Below are 18,501 nucleotides of genomic sequence, written 5' to 3'. Positions count from 1 at the left end.
GACACTGATCAAATCCATTTGTACGGGCAGATCAACCTTGAAATCGCACTGCAACCTCGTCAAGAAAGACCAAACAACAGACAGGAGAGCAGGGTGAGCACAGCGGATTTACATCCCATGGCGACGGGACATATTCCCTCCTATGTCACTCAGGCGGATGGAAGTGATTTCCTGTTCACCTTCATGCTGGTCTTTACTGTCATTGTTATTGTTCTGATCGGCGTCGCCTATTTTACCTTGCACGCGATCCCCGAGAAACTGGCGCATAAGTCCAACCACCCGCAGTTCCAGTTGGTGGGTATACTGGCCTTGTTGGCTCTTTTTACCCATAACGGCCTGTTCTGGGTGGCGGCCATTCTGGTTGCGGGCTTCCAATTTCCTGATTTTGCAGCCCCCTTGCGCGGCATCGCTGACGCCATTCGTTCGCTTGGGCCGCAACGCAAATCGGACCCTGTCATTGAAGAGCCTCCGGTTGATCCCACACCTTCCGCAGCTGCAGCGCAGGAGCAATAGGCGATGCTTGAAACTCTGATGTGTGCGCTTGTGACCGTCTTGCCTGATTACCTGTTTCGCCGCTTTGTACAGGGCAAACGGATCGGACATGAAATCACGCTGTTTACCATGTGGTACGAGTTGCGTTGGGGCTTGACCACCTGCGCCATTCTGGCGCTGACCGTGATCACGACTCTGTTCTATTTTCATCCGTCCAGCAGCGCGGCGGCCTCGTATTTCCGGACAGTCACGATTTTGCCTCAACTGGGCGGTCGTGTGTCCGAAGTCTATGTGCGCAACAATGAACAGGTGACAGCCGGTCAGCCGATCTTTCGTATCGAAGACTTCACGCAGCGGGCTCAGGTCGAATCGGCACACGCGCAAATTGCGCAGGTTCAGGCGTCGTTGAACGTGGCCCAAACAGATCTGGCCGAGGCGGATGCTGGGATTGCCGGTGCTCAAGCCGCGCTTGCACAGTCGCTGGAAGACCTGGAGCGCAACACGACCCTGCGTGATCAGGGTTCAAGCGCAGTGCGATTGGCCGAGATAGAACGGCTAGAGAACCTTGTGGCCGAGCGCGAAGCGCAATTGCTGGCCGCGCAGTCCCGGCGCGCCGCAGTGGAACAGGAGATACAGGACCTGATCCCGGCGCAATTGGCCAGTGCGAACGCTCAGCTGGATGCAGCGCTGACAGAGCTGGATAAAACCGTCATCAACGCAGGCGTCACAGGCCGGATTGAACAATTCGGTCTGCAAGTCGGGGACTATGTCAGCCCGCTGCTGCGTCCTGCGGGTATTCTCGTCCCCTCCCATTCGGGCCATGATCGGTTCGAGGCTGCGTTCAATCAGCTGTCGGCTCAGGTCATCAAGCCGGGAATGATCGGCGAATTGGGCTGTATGACAAAACCCTTCACGGTAATCCCTATGGTGGTGGTCGAGGTTCAGGACGTCATCCCATCCGGCCAGATCCGCCCGTCAGATGTATTGCGCGATGTTCAAACCAATACCGTGCCAGGTTCGATCCTAGTGTATATGGAACCTTTGTACAAAGGTATGGCAGACGACATTCCTCCGGGCAGCAACTGCCTGGCAAATGTCTACACGGATAATCACGCGCGGCTGGAACATGAAGACCTTGGCTTTTGGGACGCGGCATTCTTGCATGTCGTGGACACGATTGGTGTCGTTCACGCGGCTGGTCTGCGATTGCGCTTGATCCTGATGCCGGTGAACACATTGGTTCTGAGTGGACACTGAGAATACTCGTCGTCTCAGGTAGATCGCAGCGCGCTCGATCCTTGGGCTGAGAAGTCAGAAAGATCGGCTGTACGGACTGCTTGTGACCTTCAGGACAGTTTAGTGTGCCCTGAAATCATATCCTTGTATTGGGCCTCCAGCTCGGCAAGTTCTGCATTGGCCCAAACGTCTTCGATATTCTCACAATGGGACAACTCCAATCCGCCCTTTCGGACAGCGGATTCCGATCCGGGTTCAACAAGGGTTTCAGGCCCGGAGAGCAAACCGGTCAAACGTTTGAAGACCGAGCGCGGTGGGAAAACCCTATTCAGAACTCGATTATAGGCATCGTAGTCGATCATCGGCTTGAAAATATCTTCGGCAACGATGACCTGCAGGGGCTTTTTGCCGAAGAAGGTCGCTTGTGCGTCGATCAACAACCTGGTCCGCTTGATAAACTTTGTTGCGGTCGCACTAAGAGTTGCGATGTCATCTTCGGTAAGCCTGACTCTCAGCCGCTTCTGCTGTTCGAGATAGTCTTGGTATTCTTCTGCAGACATTGCTGCTGCTGCAAACTGTTGGTGGCGTCCACCATAGACTTTTTCGGACAGGTGGATTTTGGTGACCTGCTCAATCAATGACCTTCGCAGCATGATGATCGGTTTCGCACCGTGGTCCTGAAAGACACGGGCAATACTCTCGACACCTTTGAGACTGGGGTTCCAGCATCGCCACTTAAAAAGGATGTTGGCCTTTTCAAATTTGGTCGGGAGCGCGCGCTGGCCTCTGAAGTCTATTAGGCCGGGGTCATCAAAGAACGGATTGTTTCGCCTCTCAAAGAGGTCTCGTAGAAGAACTGCGAATTCCTCGCAAACTGTGTCTTCATTCGGGAATTGTTCCGAAATTCGATAATAGTCGAACTGCTCACGAAACGGCACAAACACATTTTTGGCTTCCCGCGCATACTCTATCATCGGGGTGGAACAGACATTCCCGGTGTATAGGATTACTGCATTTGCCATAGAGTCTGCGCCAATGCTTGTTTGATTTCATACGTGATGTGAGACGAACCCGTTTTCTATTTGTCTTGTGCGGGATTGCAAGCCTTAGTTGTTGCCGGTTGTTCAAACCCAGACCTTTCTGCTGGAGATTGGGCGCCACAAGTTCTCGATCTAAAGCGAGGGGGGCGGCGCCTCATGCTCGGTGACGCAAAGACCCATCGACGGGTGCAAGCGAATTTCAGGCCTATAAAAAAGGCTGGGGTGCAATTCGCGGGGGGGAGACCATGGGAACGACCATGATCGTAGAGTTCATGCGAGTCATGAATTCGGAGAAAGGCAAGAAGGCAAATGCCGAGATTAGAAAGCTGACCAAGGCACAAGAAAATACAACAGCAGCTTCAAATCACCTCCAAGGTCTTGCAAATGTAATGCAGAAAGAAAACGAGATTTCCAGCCGCTTTTGGGCTCAAGTCCTAAAAGCGCTGTCAGAAAAACCTAAACCGGGAAAAGGTGACGCCGATAGGCTAAGAAAAGAAGCCGAGAAAGCTATGATGCAATGGCAAGCTGCCGAGATAAAGAAACTTGAGAAGCAAATCTTCGAATTCGAGAAACAGTTGGCTGCTCTTAGGTCCAACCTTATCGAAGTTAAGAAGATGAAGCCTTCTAGCTGGTTTAAGTAAGCCAGCGCGAAAGCGATTAGCCGCTACTACCACCGATCGCGGTGTAATCTGTAGCGTACGAACGAGCCAGCTACGTGATCAGGACGTTCAATTACGTTTACGTCGAAATGCAGACTTGACCAACTGAATAAAGCCGGAGGTTTGGTCAGGTTGTTGCATCTCTCCTGAGATCAATGCCTGAATTCGGTCAACGATTTGCTCGTCCTTCTCCAACAGCGTCTGAGACACCATTGACGGGATGTCTTGTATTTCCAACTTGCGGTTCTGTGCCACGTTCCTGCGCTCAGGCGGTGTTTCAAAGCCAAATCTTTGCACCATGAACGTGTCGAATTGCCTGTAGTCAAAGAATGTGACATTGCGCAGTTGCTCATCTGAGCATCGTCCAAAGAATTTGTCATAGACGCCAGCCATCGTTTTGACGTAGTGCGGCGAGGCAAGAATAGCGACCGCGCACTCGCTGGAGTTGTTAAACTTCAATTCGCCTTCGACAATGACCCGATCCCATATTTCGCAAAACTTCTGGACACCCTGTCCTTGATCCAAGCCGCGATAATACTTGTCCAAACGCTCAAGGATCATCGTCACATTCGAGATGTGCACAGACAGAGGGTCACGAAACGAAGAAAAGATAAAGTCAAAACGAGACTCATCATTATTTTTGAATATGGTGCCATAGGGATGGTGCGCACGGAACAAGATACCCATTTCGTTCGGTGCCACACAACAAGCACGCAACATGGACAAAAACTCTTTGTCCTCAGCATCACATGACACCACGTTCCTCAGATTGTTTCTAGCAACAGATTCTCCTAACGTCGTTCCACCTGTCTTGGGCACATGGATAAACAGTGACGCGGGAGCATCAGGTAGAAGATCAAGGATCTCAGACACGAGCTTCCAACGGTCATATGGTGAAACTCTTAACTCCTGCAGAGCATCGGAGTCTTCTGTATACGAAAATCCGAACTTTGATTTGAAAAGGGCATCAAAGTCATTCGAGGATTCGGCCATTCTAAGTTACCTGCTTACAACTATGGGGGCTGGCCGTTCGTTGCCAACAAGATCCTTGGTGTTCTTTCCAATTGCGCATGACGGCACATTCATGTCCAGCACCGCACTTTTGGTGTGATTCCCACGGGTAAGCAAGGTCTAGAGCTCCAAGCGGAAGCGCTATCGCTAACATTGGAAGAGCGTCAGCATAGGTACTTCCGATATTGCCAACATATAACCTTTGGTTGCCGGTGCTAGGGTCTGCTTGCTTTGAAGGTATTGCATGCCAGCAATGCCTTGAAGTGGACCGTGAGCACCGGCAGCAACTGGCCGCGAAGCGGAATAGGGTTCCGGCTCCGCTGACTTTGAATTTCGTTTTATCTCCAACAGTACCTTCAAGCGAAGGCCATGTTCAAAACACTCAGCCAATTTGTCAGAAAGTTGCCACCGCGTTGTAGGGTTATAACCGCACATTCGGTTAATGGGTTGGTTAAACGGGAGTTGATCTTGGTGAAGGCTGCTCCAATGCAGCGCGCCATTGTTCGCACTCTGCGCTGATTTCCTTCCCGATTACACCACAGGATCGCAAACCCGCATCTGAAGGTTCGAAAGTGGATCAGTTTTCCCCGCAAAAACTTTCGACTTCGCAAGCGCAACCGATCCGACAAGTTCTCTGATGTCTTTTGTCGATACCTGCGTTGCCTGATAGTGCTTGGCTTGACCCACTAGCCAAACTTTGAAGTGCTGTTCCGGGCCAGGGTCAATGACTGCTGGTTTGAGGATTTCGCCGACTGGTACACGCCCAAGAAAGTCGATTCCTTGGTCAGCGCTTGAACGGGTAACAAACTCTTCTTCTACTTGAAATAGGCTTAAAGTCCGTCCGCATAACCACTCAAAGTCATTGGGATTAATCGCCTCAAATTCATCAACATACCGCAGCAACGCAGCCCTTTTTTCTTTGCCTCTGCTACATACTCATCTTCGGTTGGCTCGACAAAACAAGACCCTTGGACGTAGTCGTCATTGGATGAGTTCAGCGTCACCCGCACAAACTTGGCAGGCTCTTTGCCAGCCTCGATCATTGAAATGAGCCGACTCTTCACTTTTGGCGCCCAAGTTTCCGCTACTTCTTCAGCAGACAAAGCCCGACGGTTCCGTTATTCTCAATCGCGTCGACGATGAGATCGGTCAGAAGGCGAGGTGCCATATCAACTTCGAAGGAGGCCTCAATAAAACTCGCAGCGGCGGCCGGTCCACGCATGTGTCACCTAACCGTTGGCCTGCAATGCAACGTTCATTTGAAGAACTTGATTTGCTGTATCGATAAGCTCATTGATCGCAGTGAGATCATCGGCACCAAAATTTCGAATTTCGAGGCCAGGGATTTTGGACAATGCTGCTTTTGCCTCGGCTATTTCGTTTCGCCAACGGCGCGCCATCTTGTCTTGATTTGCAATGGCGACCGCATCTACCAAGTCGCGATCCAACTGCAACAATTCTGATTTCGCATCGTCATTCACGAGAATGTCGCGCAGTTGCCGTACTTCTGAAAAGGTTCGAACTTTCGGCTCCTTTTCATCATCCTGGCCGACATTTCTTGGTGTGATAAGCTGATAAAATTGTTCGCGGATTTCATTGTTGTTAAACGTGTTTGCTTCGGCGTCCCAGTCGAGCCAATCTCTTACTACTGGCAACGAAACTGCTTCGTGAAAAATGGGGTAAAGGCTCGCGCCCGCAAATTCGGAGTAGATTTCATCATTTTTCATTTGTTCCAGCGCTTTGTACGCTCGATACCGACGGTTTACCTCTTGAACTGAGAGCCCAAGTCGCTGTGAAATAGCTTGAGCCTCAAGACTGTGGACGTCCTTAAGTTCCGCAATCAACTTGGCTCTTTGGTAGCCCCCCATTCCTTGATTCCACCCACGTGACGAATGCCCATTAAGGCTTCTCGGAAGTATGCCTCCTGATCCGGTCCATCGGCTACGAGGCAAGGAACTGCGTCCAAAACATTCACAACGCCGTCAGGAATATCAATTCCACCTTCGTACTCGTCGCGAATTTGCCTAAGAGCAGCTATGCGGCGATTTCCTTCTATGACCAGAAATTTCTCATCTTCATGCTCGTATGGGGCGACCACAATTCGCTCGATTTCAAGAAACCCATTTGAGACAATAGAGTCTCGTAGCGGCCGAAGATTCTCTCTTTGCAGCCGCCGAAGTGTCCCCAGTTGTACTCGCTCCAAGTGAAACCGATTTTCTGCACACAAGACGAATCCGTCTTGTTCTTGAAGGCGATAGTTGTTTGGATCCAACAATAGGTTGTTCAATGCAATGATCTCTGATCGCGTGTCGGGAGGTCTCCTTAGCCTAGTTGCCGTCAACCTGCTTTCCTTCAACGCTAGTTGCAAGCGCTTTACGCCGATTCCGGGAGATGCTGTTTTCGGATGATGTAAGTCTTTTGTGGGCCGGATTGACTGATTGACAGCATATGCCACGCCGCGGTGGCCTTTTCTCGGAATCGCGCATTCTCGCCCTTTTCGAGGGAGCTAAGTTTTGGCAACAGATGCGACTTCAATGTTCGAATGAGGACCAGAATTGCCGATATCCAATCGGCGGCTGGATGAACGCTTTGGGCCGGTCTTGAGAAACTGCAAAGTCCGTTCACTGCGCAACGCTGCCGCTCGCGCTGCACTGTGTTGCAAACGCGGCGATGGCAGCTGTTGTGGTCTAAGTGTCGAGTTCGTTTTGTTCAACAACCTGAGGAACCACTTCAACAACTTGCTGCCCTGGTTTGACGTATTCGTAGCCCTGAGGAGCCTGCCGAGCATCCACATGGACAGCGACCTGAGGGCCTTTTCCTTCACTCGCAAGGAATTCCGCCATACGGGCTCTGATCGTCTCAGACTTCGCGTTGTGCATCAGATCTAGCGCCACTTCAATAGCTCGGGTTTTGGCCAATGAGCGGAGCTTTTCTGCCTCCTGGATATAGGCGTGCTGGACAGCTTCGAAGTGTTCCTTAACAGCCGGCCGCTTCATCGCCTTGTAGTATCCGGCCGGAGATAGTCCCGCCTCGGCACAAGCCCTGTCGATCGTCAGTCCACCACGAACCCGCATTTCGATGGCCTTGCGTAGCTTTGATGAAATCCGGGGCTTGGGGGCGGGGATGGTGGCAAGTCTTGTCATGTGCAAACACTAGGTTTGGAAGGTCCTCATTTATATGCACGCGCGTTGTGGGGCTGAGGTAATTTACACAGAGCGAACCTCTGGCACACTTGGAGAAGAGCGATGGTTGACCGAAGTTGTCGGATGACCGCTCTGAGCCCAAATCGGGCACTGGTTATCGCGCAAACCAAAGTCCATTAGTACCGCGCTCGTCAGAGACGCTGTTTTTTTGTTATTGGAGAGACAGGCGATAAATTAAGGTTGCCATGGGACATATTGCGCAAATGAATATGGGTTATCTGCTTTTCCCTCATGGCGATCCTCGAGTCGCCGGTTTTGAAGGTAACTCTGATCTCGTGAACGCCGTTGCGGACCGCTCAAAAGGATTCATTTGGAGATTGCAAGGAGCAGGCTATGATCTGCCTGAGAACGATGCGGGGGCATTGTTTGGCCGACCTGAGGTAGCTCTCGCAACACTGTCCACATGGGAAAGCTTCGAAGACTTTGAAAACTTTGTTCACAACACCATCCATGGCAAATTCATAGATCGCAGAGCACAGTGGTTCGAGCATGTCGATGATCAAAGCTATGTTATTTGGCCTATTGAGGCAGGCCATGTTCCTAGCCTTACTGAAGGAAAATCCAAACTGCTTGAGCTGAGATCTAAAGGGCCAAGCTCTGCGGCTTTCGATTTTGCGACCGGCCGGCGAATGTCCGGATAGTCCCGCACAGCAGGCATTCGCCAAAACTCTATGAGCAACCGCTTCGAGCCCATAGTGACCGATGCTGCGCGATCAATCGACGGCGGCTATGCGCAGAAAGCAGACTTTGCAAAGCTTTATGGGGCAAAAGTCACCCAGATAGTCACATAATCAAATTGTTGATTTTGTCCTGATTCTTTGACTTAGTACTAGGCGGAGATCACAGAGGAAGAACAATGAAGAGAATATTGATGCCCACTGCTGTATTGTTTGTGACTTTGACTGTTGCAGCATGTGAAGATACTGGCGGCTCGACTGCGTCATCGGAACTGACTCCTGCCCAGCAGGCGTGTCTGCGTGATGTCGCCAATACGACAAACAATTCGCAAGTCGTGGTGCTGTCGTCTGCGTTTAGCGAGGCGGGAACACAAGTAACCGTCGGCGTTGGCGAGGATCGTGCCCCTTGGAATTGTATTGCTTACAGTGATGGCGCGACAGCTGGTATCGAGTTCCTGGGCGACGAAGGCGCATTGTGATCAATTTGGTGCGTGGCTGAACACGGCCGCGCAACACTGGCTTGCTCTTCGGAAAACTCGACTTGGTTTGTAGAATAACCACCGTCGTATTTGCGATCTTTTACCTGCTGGCTTTGTTTCTGTTCTTGACGGGTACATTTGGCTGGTTGGGACAAGAAAGAGACCCGTTGTCCGGGATGTTCCTTTTGCCATTGGGATTACCCTGGATACTCGTAGCGGAGTGGGTTTCAGAGTCGGCCAAACCGTGGTTCGCGGCGCTTGCACCGGTTCTCAACCTTTTGGCGCTGGTTTTGATTTGCAGATGGGCACGCGGTTCGCGGCAGTAGTGAAGGCTGAGCTCGTTCTCACCAACAGGGAGGAAATCATGGGAAAAATAATCTTGGGAATCGTGATCGGACTCGTTCTCGGCGTGGTTGGGGCGATGACCCTGGGTGGCGGTGCCGCGATGGGTGTTGGCGTAGCGACTGGCTTGTCCGCCGGTGTCTGTTCCACATTGAAAGGAGCACAGGCCGAAAACCTGATCACAGCTGAACAAGCGGATCAGATCCTCAATCGCGTTAATTCCGAGATGGCGTCACTGCAAGGAATTGATGCGACGGGCGAGATCGTCGGTAGCGCACAGGCATGCGATGAGTTTCTGTCAAAGTTAAAAGAAGCGAAGTGAAATCCCCTGATCCTAGTTCAAAGAAGGGATTGATTTCTAAAAGAAAGGAACTTTTTGAATGCACTTTGACTTGGCACATGCAGTCGTCACCGTACTACTACTAGTGGCAACACTCTTTGTACTTCAAATGACAGGGATCATTAAAGAAGAGGAACGTCGCAAGTTTAACTGGAAAGTAGTTGTCGCGATGGCCGTTGTTGTCTTCCTGCTGAATTTAGTATGGCCGTACGGACCATGACCTGATGAGCAGCAGGACTCTGAAACCTACTGTTTGTTACCAATTTGCTCTATCCACTGTCGGCAAGCTGCGTTTGATGTGCACAGTGGGCATGTTGACGATGATTGCTTTGAGCGGATCAGCATTCGCGCAAAGTGCGTTTGAGATTGTTCCTGGTCCCTGCGTTGTACCCGTCCCAGATGAAGCAGAAATTGCGTCGGATTTGTCTTGCGGCACGTTTTATGTTCCACAGGACCGCTCTTACCCTAACGATGACTTAATTGGCCTACCTTTCGTCCGTGTCTCCCAAAAAAGGGAAGCGGCAGATCCGCCAGTGTTTATGCTGTCAGGCGGACCCGGATCCTCGCTTTTGACTGAAGGGATTTACGCCGTCTTTTCAGACCCAATGCTCGGCTCGTTGGTCGCGACCCGGGATATCTTTATCCTAGAAGAGCGCGGTTCCAAAAACAGTGTACCTTCTTTGGATTGCACACCCTTCCATCGTCTGCCGTGGCGTGCTGTTTTGGAAGACAAAACCAAATCAGATACAACCAATTGGCTTCGTGACGCTATTCAAACTTGCAAATCTGATGCTGAAGCTGACGGTATTGATTTGACCAAATTCAATAGCTTGCAAATGGCACAGGATTTAGACGCGGCTCGCGAAGCCTTCGGATACGAAAAAATCGCCGTCTACGGTGCGTCTTATGGAACTCTTCTGGCGCAACACCACGCTCGTATGTTTGGCAACAATATTGAAGCTCTCATTCTTGATGGTGCAGAGACGCCCACGACCCAAAACTGGGCAGAGAACCGGGCTGTTGGCGTAGATTTCTCGATTGGGCAACTCGCATCCCAGTGTTCGGCCGAACCAAAATGCGCGGCAGAGTTTGATCTGCTTTCTCTGGTTCAAGAGGGTATTGACCTCTTTCAAGAAGGACCGATCCCAACAACCTATGTGAACCCGAAAGACGAAACAGAGACTTTGACCTTCAGCATCTCGAAACAAAGTTTCGTTGAGTTTGTGTTTGAGCGGCAAAGTGGTCAGATCTCTGTTGGCAGCTTGCCGGCCGTATTGACACTCGTACTTTCCGAAGGCCGAGCGGGTTTGTCTGAAGGGCTCGGCCCAATCATCGGGCAGGCAGCGCTAGAAGCTAGAGACGCACCGGCCGGGAGTCTTGCTTCACTAATGCATTTCTCAGTCGTCTGCTCTGAAGATCCGGTCAACTCAACCGATAAAGTCAAGACAACACCTGACACGAGTGAATATGCTTCGTTGTTTTCAGGGTTGGTAGTTGAACAGTATAAGACTGCGTGTGAGGTTTTGGCGCTTCCAGAGCTTCCAAGGGAAACCGATGAGCCGCTCAGAACCGACGTTCCAACGCTGATACTGACAGGTCAGCTAGATGCGAGAACACCAGCGTTCCTCGCAAACAAGATCGCGGAGTCGCTACCGAACGCGCAACAGTTTGTTTTTCCGTCTGACACGCATGTCCAACTTGGTGAATTCAACCGTTGCGCGGCTTCACTTATGGTCAAGTTTCTTGCCGACGTTTCAAACGAGGTTTCTGCACCCTGCCTAAACGAACTTGAGCCGGTGAACTTCGTTTTACCAGACGGGTCTTTGTCGAGGGATTAGAAATTCGGGACACTTAGATCTTCATTTGGAAGCTAAGCAACCGAGTAAGGCAAATCTGAAGTTAGAAGTATGCCCGCCACAACCTTGGGCCAAACGAAACTATAACGATCATTCAACAGGGGCCAACTGATGAAGCTCAAGATACTCAAACTCCTCACACCCGTCTTCGCAATCGCGGGTACAGCTGCTTTTGCAATATCAGAAGCCGACGATGCGTGTATTGACCATTTGCGGCAGGTGGGAGGACCAGACGGTCAATCAGGTAAGATTGAAAGCTCGCAGTTCTCGGAAGCTGGTACGCTCGTCATGCTACGTGACGCAGGCGGAACGCTTTGGCGCTGCATCGCTTACAAGGATGGAAGCATCGGCGAGATGTCGGTTGTCGAAGCGATGGATGATGGACGAGGAGCCATGGCAGGCGCAGCCGGGTCTACTGGAAGCCAACGTGTCAAATTTGATTCTGGTTCCACTGGCGCAGAACTAGTCGGTGAACTCGCGCCCGGAGCGTCGCAGCAATACGTTCTGGGTGCCAAAAACGAACAGTTTCTTTACGTCCGCGTTGCTCCGCGAAATGGCTCCTTAGACTACGTTATACGTAACCCCGATGGTACTGAACTGTTGGGATTGATGTCGGCGGACAAAGAGTATCGAGGACAGCTTTGGCAATCTGGTGATCATGTTGTGGAGGTTATCAATCGCAGCAACTCTTCCGTCAACTACAACGTAATTTTCGGAATTGAATAGGTGATCGACTAGAATCCCCGAAACGTATCCCCCATAAAGCTAGGAAAAACAGATGAAATCCAAAGTACTATTTGTGATCGGCATGATGTGCATTTCTGCGCTTGCAGCATGCGATGAGAGTAGCGCTTCGGTAGATGCAAGTGCACCAACTGTGGGCAGCTCTAGCGATCTTTCTTCATTTGAAGGGGCAAGAGCGGGCCAAGCTGAAATGGGTATTCAAAGTCTCGGGTTTGAACTCATCCGAAGCGAAGGGCTGACCTCTTACTGGTTTAACAAAGATACCGGTGCCTGTGCTCGGATCACGACATCCGAGGGAAGGTACTCAGATGTAGCTATGCTGCCATCAGGTGATTGCTAACACATTTTCATCAATCTCCAATCTGAAAGAAGGAGCTCGCACTTGCACTTTGACCTGGCACATGCGGCGGTCATCATCGCTGCTCTAGTTATGACAAATCTGGCTTTGATATCGGCTGGCGTGATCAATGAAGAAAACAAACACCAATGGAACTGGAAAGTTGTTCTAGCCTACTTCGTGGTCATCGTTATCATCAACCTGGTGTGGCCCATTTAAAGTTTCATAACGTTAAGTTAACCGCCCACTTGAAATGGTTATCGTGAACCAGCCCTTTCGAGAGTTTATCAGGTCGGAAGAGTGTAACCATCAAGTGCTCAAGAATAGGAAGGAGCTGGCATGCGGTTTTTGATGTCCCTCATATTCATTGGTGTTTTCGCAACCGCTGCCAATTCTGACGTGACCAGTCGAAACGGCGGCCCAAGCAACAGTCAAATGCTCTCAAAGGGTGGTGACGGAGGCATCGATGGCGTCGCTTTTTTTCGCCCCGTCTTAAGCGGAGTATTGTATCGCTCTGGTTTCAAAGGCGGCGACAAGGAGCGAACGGGCCTAAGTGAAGGTCAACGCGAAACTCTGTGCGGTGAAGGGTTTTCAACCGGGTTCTACGCCGACTTTGGTAAAAACACTGAATACGGTCGCACCAGTTGCGGAAACGGATCCTTTGACTATCAAAGCGCCAGATCCTCCCGACCCGGTGCTGTCATGGCGTCCATACACGAGGTGATTGAAAACCCCGGAAAAGGCCCTGTCCTGGTGCACTGTATGTGGGGCGTTCATTCCTCAGGTGCATTGTCGGCAATGGCGCTCGTTCAGTTCTGCGGTTGGACGGAAGAAAGGGCCAAGGAATATTGGAATGATGCCCGAAACGGGGCCCCATGTTCAGGCGGATGCGACCAGTGGATTGACTCAAAATTCTCCAACTTCAGCGTCGACCCAAAGTTGAAAATCTCCACCGAACAACAGGCCGCGATTTGCCCTAAATGAATCCAGGAGGACTATCCAAATGAAGTTCAATCTTCTGGGGTCACTTGCTCTCATTGCACCCACTGCCTTGTGGGCGAGCGACGATGTTCTCGGTGAAGCCACGACATTTAATAGTCCCAACGGCGCTACTGAACGCTGTATTCGTATCGAAAAAGTTCCAACGGGCGTGTACAAGAACAGCGATCTTGAGGAAGAAACTGCCTATTGCGAGATCGATTTCTATGCCTCCGAAATTGCTATTTGCCCAAAAACCTGGAGCACCAGCCCAGGAACGGCAGTCTACGATATTTCGGAAGGACCCTACACGGGGAACCGTTCTGAGTTCGAGAGAAACGCTTGCAAAGAGGGGAAGGCCGCGAAAGATCTGGCCAAGGATAGGGTGGCTAAATTCAAGTCCACCATGAACCAAAAAGGCACCAGTGGAACCTTTTCCACCTCGTCGTTGCTTTACTATCATTTCTCCAGATATTTCGACGCGACTGTCAAAGTCCCAGTCGCCGTTTGGCGCAGCATGGACGCCCGGGCGCATTTTTCCGAGGTCGCAGAGCCCGGCCTTGCGATTTCCGGTGGCTCTCATGGCGGGCGCATGAACCACGAAGGCTGGCGGGTCTTCGCAGCTGCGGATGCGGACCCGGACTCATACCAACCGACCGATGATCTATTCACCGCAGATCGAACGCAAATATATGGTGTTCTGCTTGAGAGCCCTGGACATCGATACGGCTCGGAAATCAACGGCACCCGCAAATCTGGTTGGGGAAAAGGACAAAACCGTGATTTTCAGGAAACCCCCGCTTTCTTGGCTTTGCGTTCTTCAAAACCATTGTCAGAGGCAATCGCAGAGGGCGTCAGAGAAGGTCGAAGAGACCGGATGATCAACAAGGATCTCGGTCCCGATGTCAGCGAACAACAGATGGCATTTTGGATGCAAGAACTTACCGAGATTGTTCTCCTCGATTTCATCTTTAGCCAGCAGGACCGCGTAGGAAACATAGACTTCACACCCTATTGGTATTGGGTCGAAGACGGAAAGTTGAAGCATAAGAAAGCCAAGCACCATGAGCCAAACGATGGAGACGTTCCCGCCGACGCGTTATTGATCCGTCGCAGCAATCTAAACGACAACGATGCTGGTGGGCGTGTCGAGTATGCCAACTTCGCGAAATCTACACAAATGCTGGAGAAAATTCGCCACTTCTCTCCAAGCACATATCGGAGCTTGGTTGCATTGAATAGTGACCTTCAAACCCAAGGCTCGGTCTATGACTGGCTATCGCAAAGCTTTGGGTTGTCAGATAGGCAGATTGCCCAAGTTGTGAAAAACACCGAGCTGGCAACGTCCATTCTCCAGGACAATTGTTCTAATGGTGATTTGATGTTCGACTTGGATCCTGTCGCATTCTTTTTGAGAAACGACACCGAGGTAGAGGCTGTGGACTGTAATGCCCCGTAAGCTTTCCACCCTTTTTGCGGCGTTCATTTGGACCACTCTGCTCGCCTGCAAAGCGGCGGCATTGGATGTTATCGTCATATCGGATCTGAACGGCAGCTATGGTTCGGTGAAATACGATGCCCGCGTCCACAAGGCGATTAAGCGGATAGTCGAGATTGATCCCGATTTGGTGATTTCGACCGGAGACATGGTTGCGGGACAGCGCATTCCCAACTTGTCCGACAAACAGGTCAGGGAGATGTGGAAGGCGTTTCACGTGGCCGTATCAGATCCTCTAGCGGCTGCCGGAATTCCATTTGCGGTCACGCCTGGAAACCATGATGCTTCCGCCTACAGTGGGTTCGAGCGTGAAAGAAAAATATACGCAGCGGAATGGACTCCGAGAAAACCAGACGTCGATTTCTTGGTTTCAAATGACTACCCGTTCTTCTACGCATTTGAGATGCAGGGCATTACGTTTGCGTCTCTGGATGCAACAACCCTAGGACCCCTGTCCGGTGACCAGCAGGACCGCCTACAGGAACTGGGTGCAGACGGAGACCCGATTGTCACTTTCAGTCACCTCCCACTTTGGCCGTTCGCGATCCAGCGCGAACGCGAAATCATCGGTGACCCAACACTTGAAAAAATCTATTTGGAAAGCGGTGTCGTTCTGCATCTTTCAGGCCACCACCATGCCTTCTATCCTGGTTGGAAAGACGGGGTAGCTTACGTCTCTCAAGCTTGTTTGGGAGGTGGCCCGCGACGGCTTATTGGCTCAAAAGCCAGATCACCTCACAGCTTCACTCATGTTACGTTCCAGCCAAACGGAGAGTTTGGGATAGCAGTATATCGAGGGCCTGATTTCGAAAGGTCGGTAAATTTCAAGTCGCTCCCGAAAGAGATCAGATCTCCGAATGCGGTGTTGAAACGCTTAGACCTTGTCAAATGACTAGAGGTTGAGTTTCAGTTCAACTTTTTCTGGGACCAGATCGTTAATCATCTCTTCGATCCGGGCTTCTGAAAGTCCTCCTGAGGTGATGAAAAGCAATGAGACGCGAGACTTTCCGGGGACGTGGTGTTTTCTGACCAGCTTCCAGCCAGCGTCTGCGGCCATCGCTTCAATGTCACCGCTGACTTTCAATGAGTGTTCTTCATCTGAAGCTTTGAGCGAAACTTCCACGCCCTTGTTTCGCCCTCCGAGCCAAATGAAGCTCCAACACACAATCGCCACCAGCGTGGCCATCAGCGGTAAGCCCAAACCGACGGCAAGACCAAGAACCGTTACGATTATCATTTCGACTGTATCGACCGGATCATCCAGATTGGAGCGGAACCTGAGCAACGCACCGATGCCAAAAATAACGAAACCAATCATTGACCCATGCTGGACCACCAGGAATCCCACAGCCATTCCAATTAGCGCGTAAAGGAAGAACAGTCTGGGCATAACCAGATCGCTGACACTTCGGCGCGCTTTACGTCGTACGGGATGATAGACAATCAATGCGGTCAAAATGATAGTTACAATGACGTCTAGTGTGAAGAAGTAGAGTTCCTGCTTACCGCGGAACTGAGTCCAGCCTCGCTCAATCACTATCTCTGACTCGGACGTTCCCGCAAGCAAGGAAGCAGGATCAATCTGGGAATAGCTAACACTAGGCAAAAGCACCGCCAAAAGGACCGATACTATCGAAAATAGCTTACTCAAAAGTCTTTCCCTCCCGCTGTACCGTCGAATAGTCGCTGCGAAGTGAGTAACTTGACGCAATCGTTCCAAACCTCGCGATGAAGCCGCACTCCCATAGACTAATTCAACCTTATGAATTTGGTTCCGGTAAAGCCTTGCGGGATGAAACATCAAACTTCCGCCAAATACTGTGTTAGGTTGGACAACATCGATTTTTGATCGAGTATGAACTAAGTCCAAAAGAACGCAGGTTTTACTCGAATGAACCAGCCAAATGATCGGCACAAACGAAGAGTTGCGAAGGTAATTTGCGTAAGCCTTGCTGTGGTCGCCAACGCTTTGGCGTTAACGAGCCCAGTGAGAGCGCAGACTGATATGTTGGAACTTATTGAGTCTTACAAAGTTGCAGATAAATCAGCGGGCTTTTCTGAGCCATCCGGATTGTCGCTTTCAAGTGTTCATGGATTCTTGTGGGCAGTAAGCGATGAAGCATCGAAGCTGCACCTTCTAGGAGTAAATGGAGGGCTAAAGAGTTCGTTCAAACTTCCAGAATATCTGGGCGCAGACTTGGAAGGTGTCGCGGGAAGAAAGGATGGGTCTGTATTGCTGTTACAAGAAACTGACCGATCTATCGTAACGGTCCAACCTACAGAACCAATCAAAATCAATTCTACTCCAATTTCTTCACTCAGGGGCTACGGCAAAGTTGCTGAAATGCTTGCTGAGAACCCTTTGAACAAGGGGCCAGAAGGGATCACTGTAGATCAAGACTCTGGGCAAGTATTCGTAGTCATTGAGGGTCAACCAAGACTGCTGCTCATCATTTCGCCAGAGATTGATGAGATTGTCGAAGCAGTTCCACTAACGGCTCAGGCTGGTTTCGTTTCATCTCGTGCCGACGATGACGAACTAGACATCAGCGGGATCGCCTGGTCCGGCCAGACTAAGTCTTTATGGATACTCAGCGATGAAGGGCGCCGAATTTTTGTTTTTGATCCTGAAGTTCAAACGGTCAAAACTATCGACTTAGTTTACTCCAAAAAGGATGAAGTAAAGGGAGTGAAGAACCCTGAGGGGATAGCTTTGGATGAAAGTGGTGGCGTTCTCTACATCTTGACCGATGATGAAAAAAAGTCACGCCTCTACGCATTTGTTTTACCGCAAATCTGACAACCGTAAGAAACTCACACTGGCTTGTCGCATTCAATCGCAGAAAAACGAAATGGCCACCTCTTCCCGCATCTCGGGAATTGCGAATTCCAGTATCGAATGTCCGGTTTGGGCTGACTGCGGTCCTTTGAATTAAGAATGCGGATGGCTGCAAAGTCCGCAAAGGAGCCATTCTCTCTGCAGTACATTATTGACTGCGATGCGGGACAAACCTGTCTTACAGTGTTTTTCGCGAACGTTCGCTTTCCGCGCTTTGCGGAAGCCGCTAACAAACCAACAGGGCGGATAAACAGTCTCCTTTGCCCAACAAATGGTTGACCAATGATAACCTAAGCCGTCCGTTCAATCTTGGACGTAGAAGCATGCCTAGCGGCGCGCGCACGGTGCCGCTCATATAGTGCTCCCGATCATAGATCGAGCTTAAAGCTACCGGCTTGCCAAGTCGAAAACGTTTTCGTCCTGCTCACCAATCATTTGCTTCGGCTTTGCAATGCTAAAGCCTTCGACTTGATTCCGGCTGTCAAACACGTCCGCCCTGATCAAAGTACGGGTCTTTCGATCTCCGTCGATGGTCTTCTCCAAACGGACCAACAGACGGTATTTGCTGCCTTCCGCCATCAGGTCGGGGAAGATCTCGAACCCTTTGTAAGAGAACGGGTCCGGCTCGGACTTCTCAACGCCGCCGAAGAGTTTTGAGTAGAGGGACAACGGGCGGCTCCTTTCAGCCGGCTCTAGTCGGCGACTAGTGCCACTAAACGCTGGGCTGAAGAGCATTTCACGGTCAATTCGTTGGTTGCCCGATGTGAAAG

At 50.8% G+C, this 18,501-nt stretch carries 22 protein-coding genes; 14 read left to right on the top strand and 8 right to left on the bottom strand.

The window, feature by feature from the left end; all coding sequences use genetic code 11:
- Positions 1-93: 93 nt before the first annotated feature.
- Positions 94-513 carry a hypothetical protein gene (locus tag GOV38_RS19715; RefSeq protein ID WP_371808551.1) on the top strand — a complete coding sequence of 140 codons (420 nt, stop codon included), beginning with the start codon at positions 94-96 and terminating at the stop codon, positions 511-513.
- A 3-nt stretch (positions 514-516) separates the two neighbouring features.
- Positions 517-1,749, top strand: coding sequence for an HlyD family secretion protein (locus GOV38_RS19710; protein WP_171210289.1), 1,233 nt, complete (start codon positions 517-519; stop codon positions 1,747-1,749).
- Positions 1,750-1,838: 89 nt separating this feature from the next.
- On the opposite strand, the gene GOV38_RS19705 is transcribed toward GOV38_RS19710, so the two are convergent.
- A complete protein-coding gene (locus GOV38_RS19705) occupies positions 1,839-2,750 on the bottom strand; it encodes a hypothetical protein (RefSeq protein WP_171210288.1) in 912 nt (303 codons plus the stop codon).
- Positions 2,751-3,013: 263 nt separating this feature from the next.
- Here GOV38_RS19705 and GOV38_RS19700 point away from each other — a divergent pair, with 263 nt between their 5' ends.
- Positions 3,014-3,409, top strand: coding sequence for a hypothetical protein (locus GOV38_RS19700; protein ID WP_171210287.1), 396 nt, complete (start codon positions 3,014-3,016; stop codon positions 3,407-3,409).
- An 87-nt stretch (positions 3,410-3,496) separates the two neighbouring features.
- Here the strand turns inward: GOV38_RS19700 and GOV38_RS19695 are convergent, their stop codons facing one another.
- The 5 genes from GOV38_RS19695 to GOV38_RS19675 all read right to left on the bottom strand — a co-directional run bounded on the left by GOV38_RS19695 (position 3,497) and on the right by GOV38_RS19675 (position 7,581).
- Positions 3,497-4,420: a hypothetical protein gene (locus tag GOV38_RS19695; protein WP_171210286.1), complete on the bottom strand. Its 924-nt coding sequence runs from the start codon at positions 4,418-4,420 to the stop codon at positions 3,497-3,499.
- A 549-nt stretch (positions 4,421-4,969) separates the two neighbouring features.
- Positions 4,970-5,341 carry a restriction endonuclease gene (locus tag GOV38_RS19690; RefSeq protein WP_171210285.1) on the bottom strand — a complete coding sequence of 124 codons (372 nt, stop codon included), beginning with the start codon at positions 5,339-5,341 and terminating at the stop codon, positions 4,970-4,972.
- A 326-nt stretch (positions 5,342-5,667) separates the two neighbouring features.
- Positions 5,668-6,282: a hypothetical protein gene (locus tag GOV38_RS19685; protein WP_171210284.1), complete on the bottom strand. Its 615-nt coding sequence runs from the start codon at positions 6,280-6,282 to the stop codon at positions 5,668-5,670.
- The gene (locus tag GOV38_RS19680) at positions 6,279-6,725 is read right to left on the bottom strand and encodes a ParB N-terminal domain-containing protein (RefSeq protein WP_171210283.1); all 447 of its coding nucleotides are present in this window, start codon (positions 6,723-6,725) and stop codon (positions 6,279-6,281) included. The genes GOV38_RS19685 and GOV38_RS19680 overlap by 4 nt, the downstream gene beginning before the upstream one ends.
- A gap of 400 nt (positions 6,726-7,125) precedes the next feature.
- Positions 7,126-7,581: a hypothetical protein gene (locus tag GOV38_RS19675; RefSeq protein ID WP_171210282.1), complete on the bottom strand. Its 456-nt coding sequence runs from the start codon at positions 7,579-7,581 to the stop codon at positions 7,126-7,128.
- A gap of 245 nt (positions 7,582-7,826) precedes the next feature.
- Between GOV38_RS19675 and GOV38_RS19670 the strand changes: the two genes are divergently transcribed.
- The 10 genes from GOV38_RS19670 (at position 7,827) to GOV38_RS19625 (ending at position 15,784) form a co-directional block, all read left to right on the top strand.
- Complete coding sequence (locus tag GOV38_RS19670; protein ID WP_171210281.1) at positions 7,827-8,282, top strand: DUF3291 domain-containing protein; 456 nt, start codon at positions 7,827-7,829, stop codon at positions 8,280-8,282.
- A 230-nt stretch (positions 8,283-8,512) separates the two neighbouring features.
- A complete protein-coding gene (locus tag GOV38_RS19665; protein ID WP_254430677.1) occupies positions 8,513-8,797 on the top strand; it encodes a hypothetical protein in 285 nt (94 codons plus the stop codon).
- Positions 8,798-9,017: 220 nt separating this feature from the next.
- The gene (locus GOV38_RS19660; protein ID WP_171210280.1) at positions 9,018-9,461 is read left to right on the top strand and encodes a hypothetical protein; all 444 of its coding nucleotides are present in this window, start codon (positions 9,018-9,020) and stop codon (positions 9,459-9,461) included.
- A gap of 242 nt (positions 9,462-9,703) precedes the next feature.
- Entirely contained in the window at positions 9,704-11,317 is a 1,614-nt protein-coding gene (locus tag GOV38_RS19655) for an alpha/beta hydrolase (RefSeq protein WP_171210279.1), read from the top strand.
- Between the two features lie 129 nt (positions 11,318-11,446).
- Positions 11,447-12,061: a hypothetical protein gene (locus tag GOV38_RS19650; RefSeq protein WP_171210278.1), complete on the top strand. Its 615-nt coding sequence runs from the start codon at positions 11,447-11,449 to the stop codon at positions 12,059-12,061.
- 52 nt (positions 12,062-12,113) lie between these two features.
- Positions 12,114-12,419: a hypothetical protein gene (locus tag GOV38_RS19645; RefSeq protein ID WP_254430676.1), complete on the top strand. Its 306-nt coding sequence runs from the start codon at positions 12,114-12,116 to the stop codon at positions 12,417-12,419.
- 42 nt (positions 12,420-12,461) lie between these two features.
- Entirely contained in the window at positions 12,462-12,635 is a 174-nt protein-coding gene (locus GOV38_RS19640) for a hypothetical protein (RefSeq protein WP_171210277.1), read from the top strand.
- A 120-nt stretch (positions 12,636-12,755) separates the two neighbouring features.
- Positions 12,756-13,400: a hypothetical protein gene (locus GOV38_RS19635; RefSeq protein ID WP_171129927.1), complete on the top strand. Its 645-nt coding sequence runs from the start codon at positions 12,756-12,758 to the stop codon at positions 13,398-13,400.
- Positions 13,401-13,419: 19 nt separating this feature from the next.
- Positions 13,420-14,853: a hypothetical protein gene (locus tag GOV38_RS19630; RefSeq protein WP_171210276.1), complete on the top strand. Its 1,434-nt coding sequence runs from the start codon at positions 13,420-13,422 to the stop codon at positions 14,851-14,853.
- Complete coding sequence (locus GOV38_RS19625; RefSeq protein ID WP_171210275.1) at positions 14,843-15,784, top strand: metallophosphoesterase; 942 nt, start codon at positions 14,843-14,845, stop codon at positions 15,782-15,784. Before GOV38_RS19630 ends, GOV38_RS19625 begins: the two co-directional genes overlap by 11 nt.
- Here GOV38_RS19625 and GOV38_RS19620 read toward each other — a convergent pair whose 3' ends face one another.
- A complete protein-coding gene (locus GOV38_RS19620) occupies positions 15,785-16,543 on the bottom strand; it encodes a hypothetical protein (RefSeq protein WP_171210274.1) in 759 nt (252 codons plus the stop codon). It abuts the gene before it with no gap.
- Positions 16,544-16,897: 354 nt separating this feature from the next.
- Between GOV38_RS19620 and GOV38_RS19615 the strand changes: the two genes are divergently transcribed.
- The gene (locus GOV38_RS19615) at positions 16,898-17,692 is read left to right on the top strand and encodes an SdiA-regulated domain-containing protein (protein ID WP_171210273.1); all 795 of its coding nucleotides are present in this window, start codon (positions 16,898-16,900) and stop codon (positions 17,690-17,692) included.
- Between the two features lie 426 nt (positions 17,693-18,118).
- Here the strand turns inward: GOV38_RS19615 and GOV38_RS19610 are convergent, their stop codons facing one another.
- On the bottom strand, positions 18,119-18,400 hold the full coding sequence (locus GOV38_RS19610; RefSeq protein WP_171210272.1) for an HlyU family transcriptional regulator: 282 nt from the start codon (positions 18,398-18,400) through the stop codon (positions 18,119-18,121).
- Positions 18,401-18,501 lie beyond the last annotated feature (101 nt).

This window comes from Ruegeria sp. HKCCA5839 (genome assembly GCF_013035585.1).
Classification (GTDB): Bacteria; Pseudomonadota; Alphaproteobacteria; order Rhodobacterales; family Rhodobacteraceae; genus Ruegeria.
This window is presented reverse-complemented; position numbering and strand designations above follow the sequence as displayed.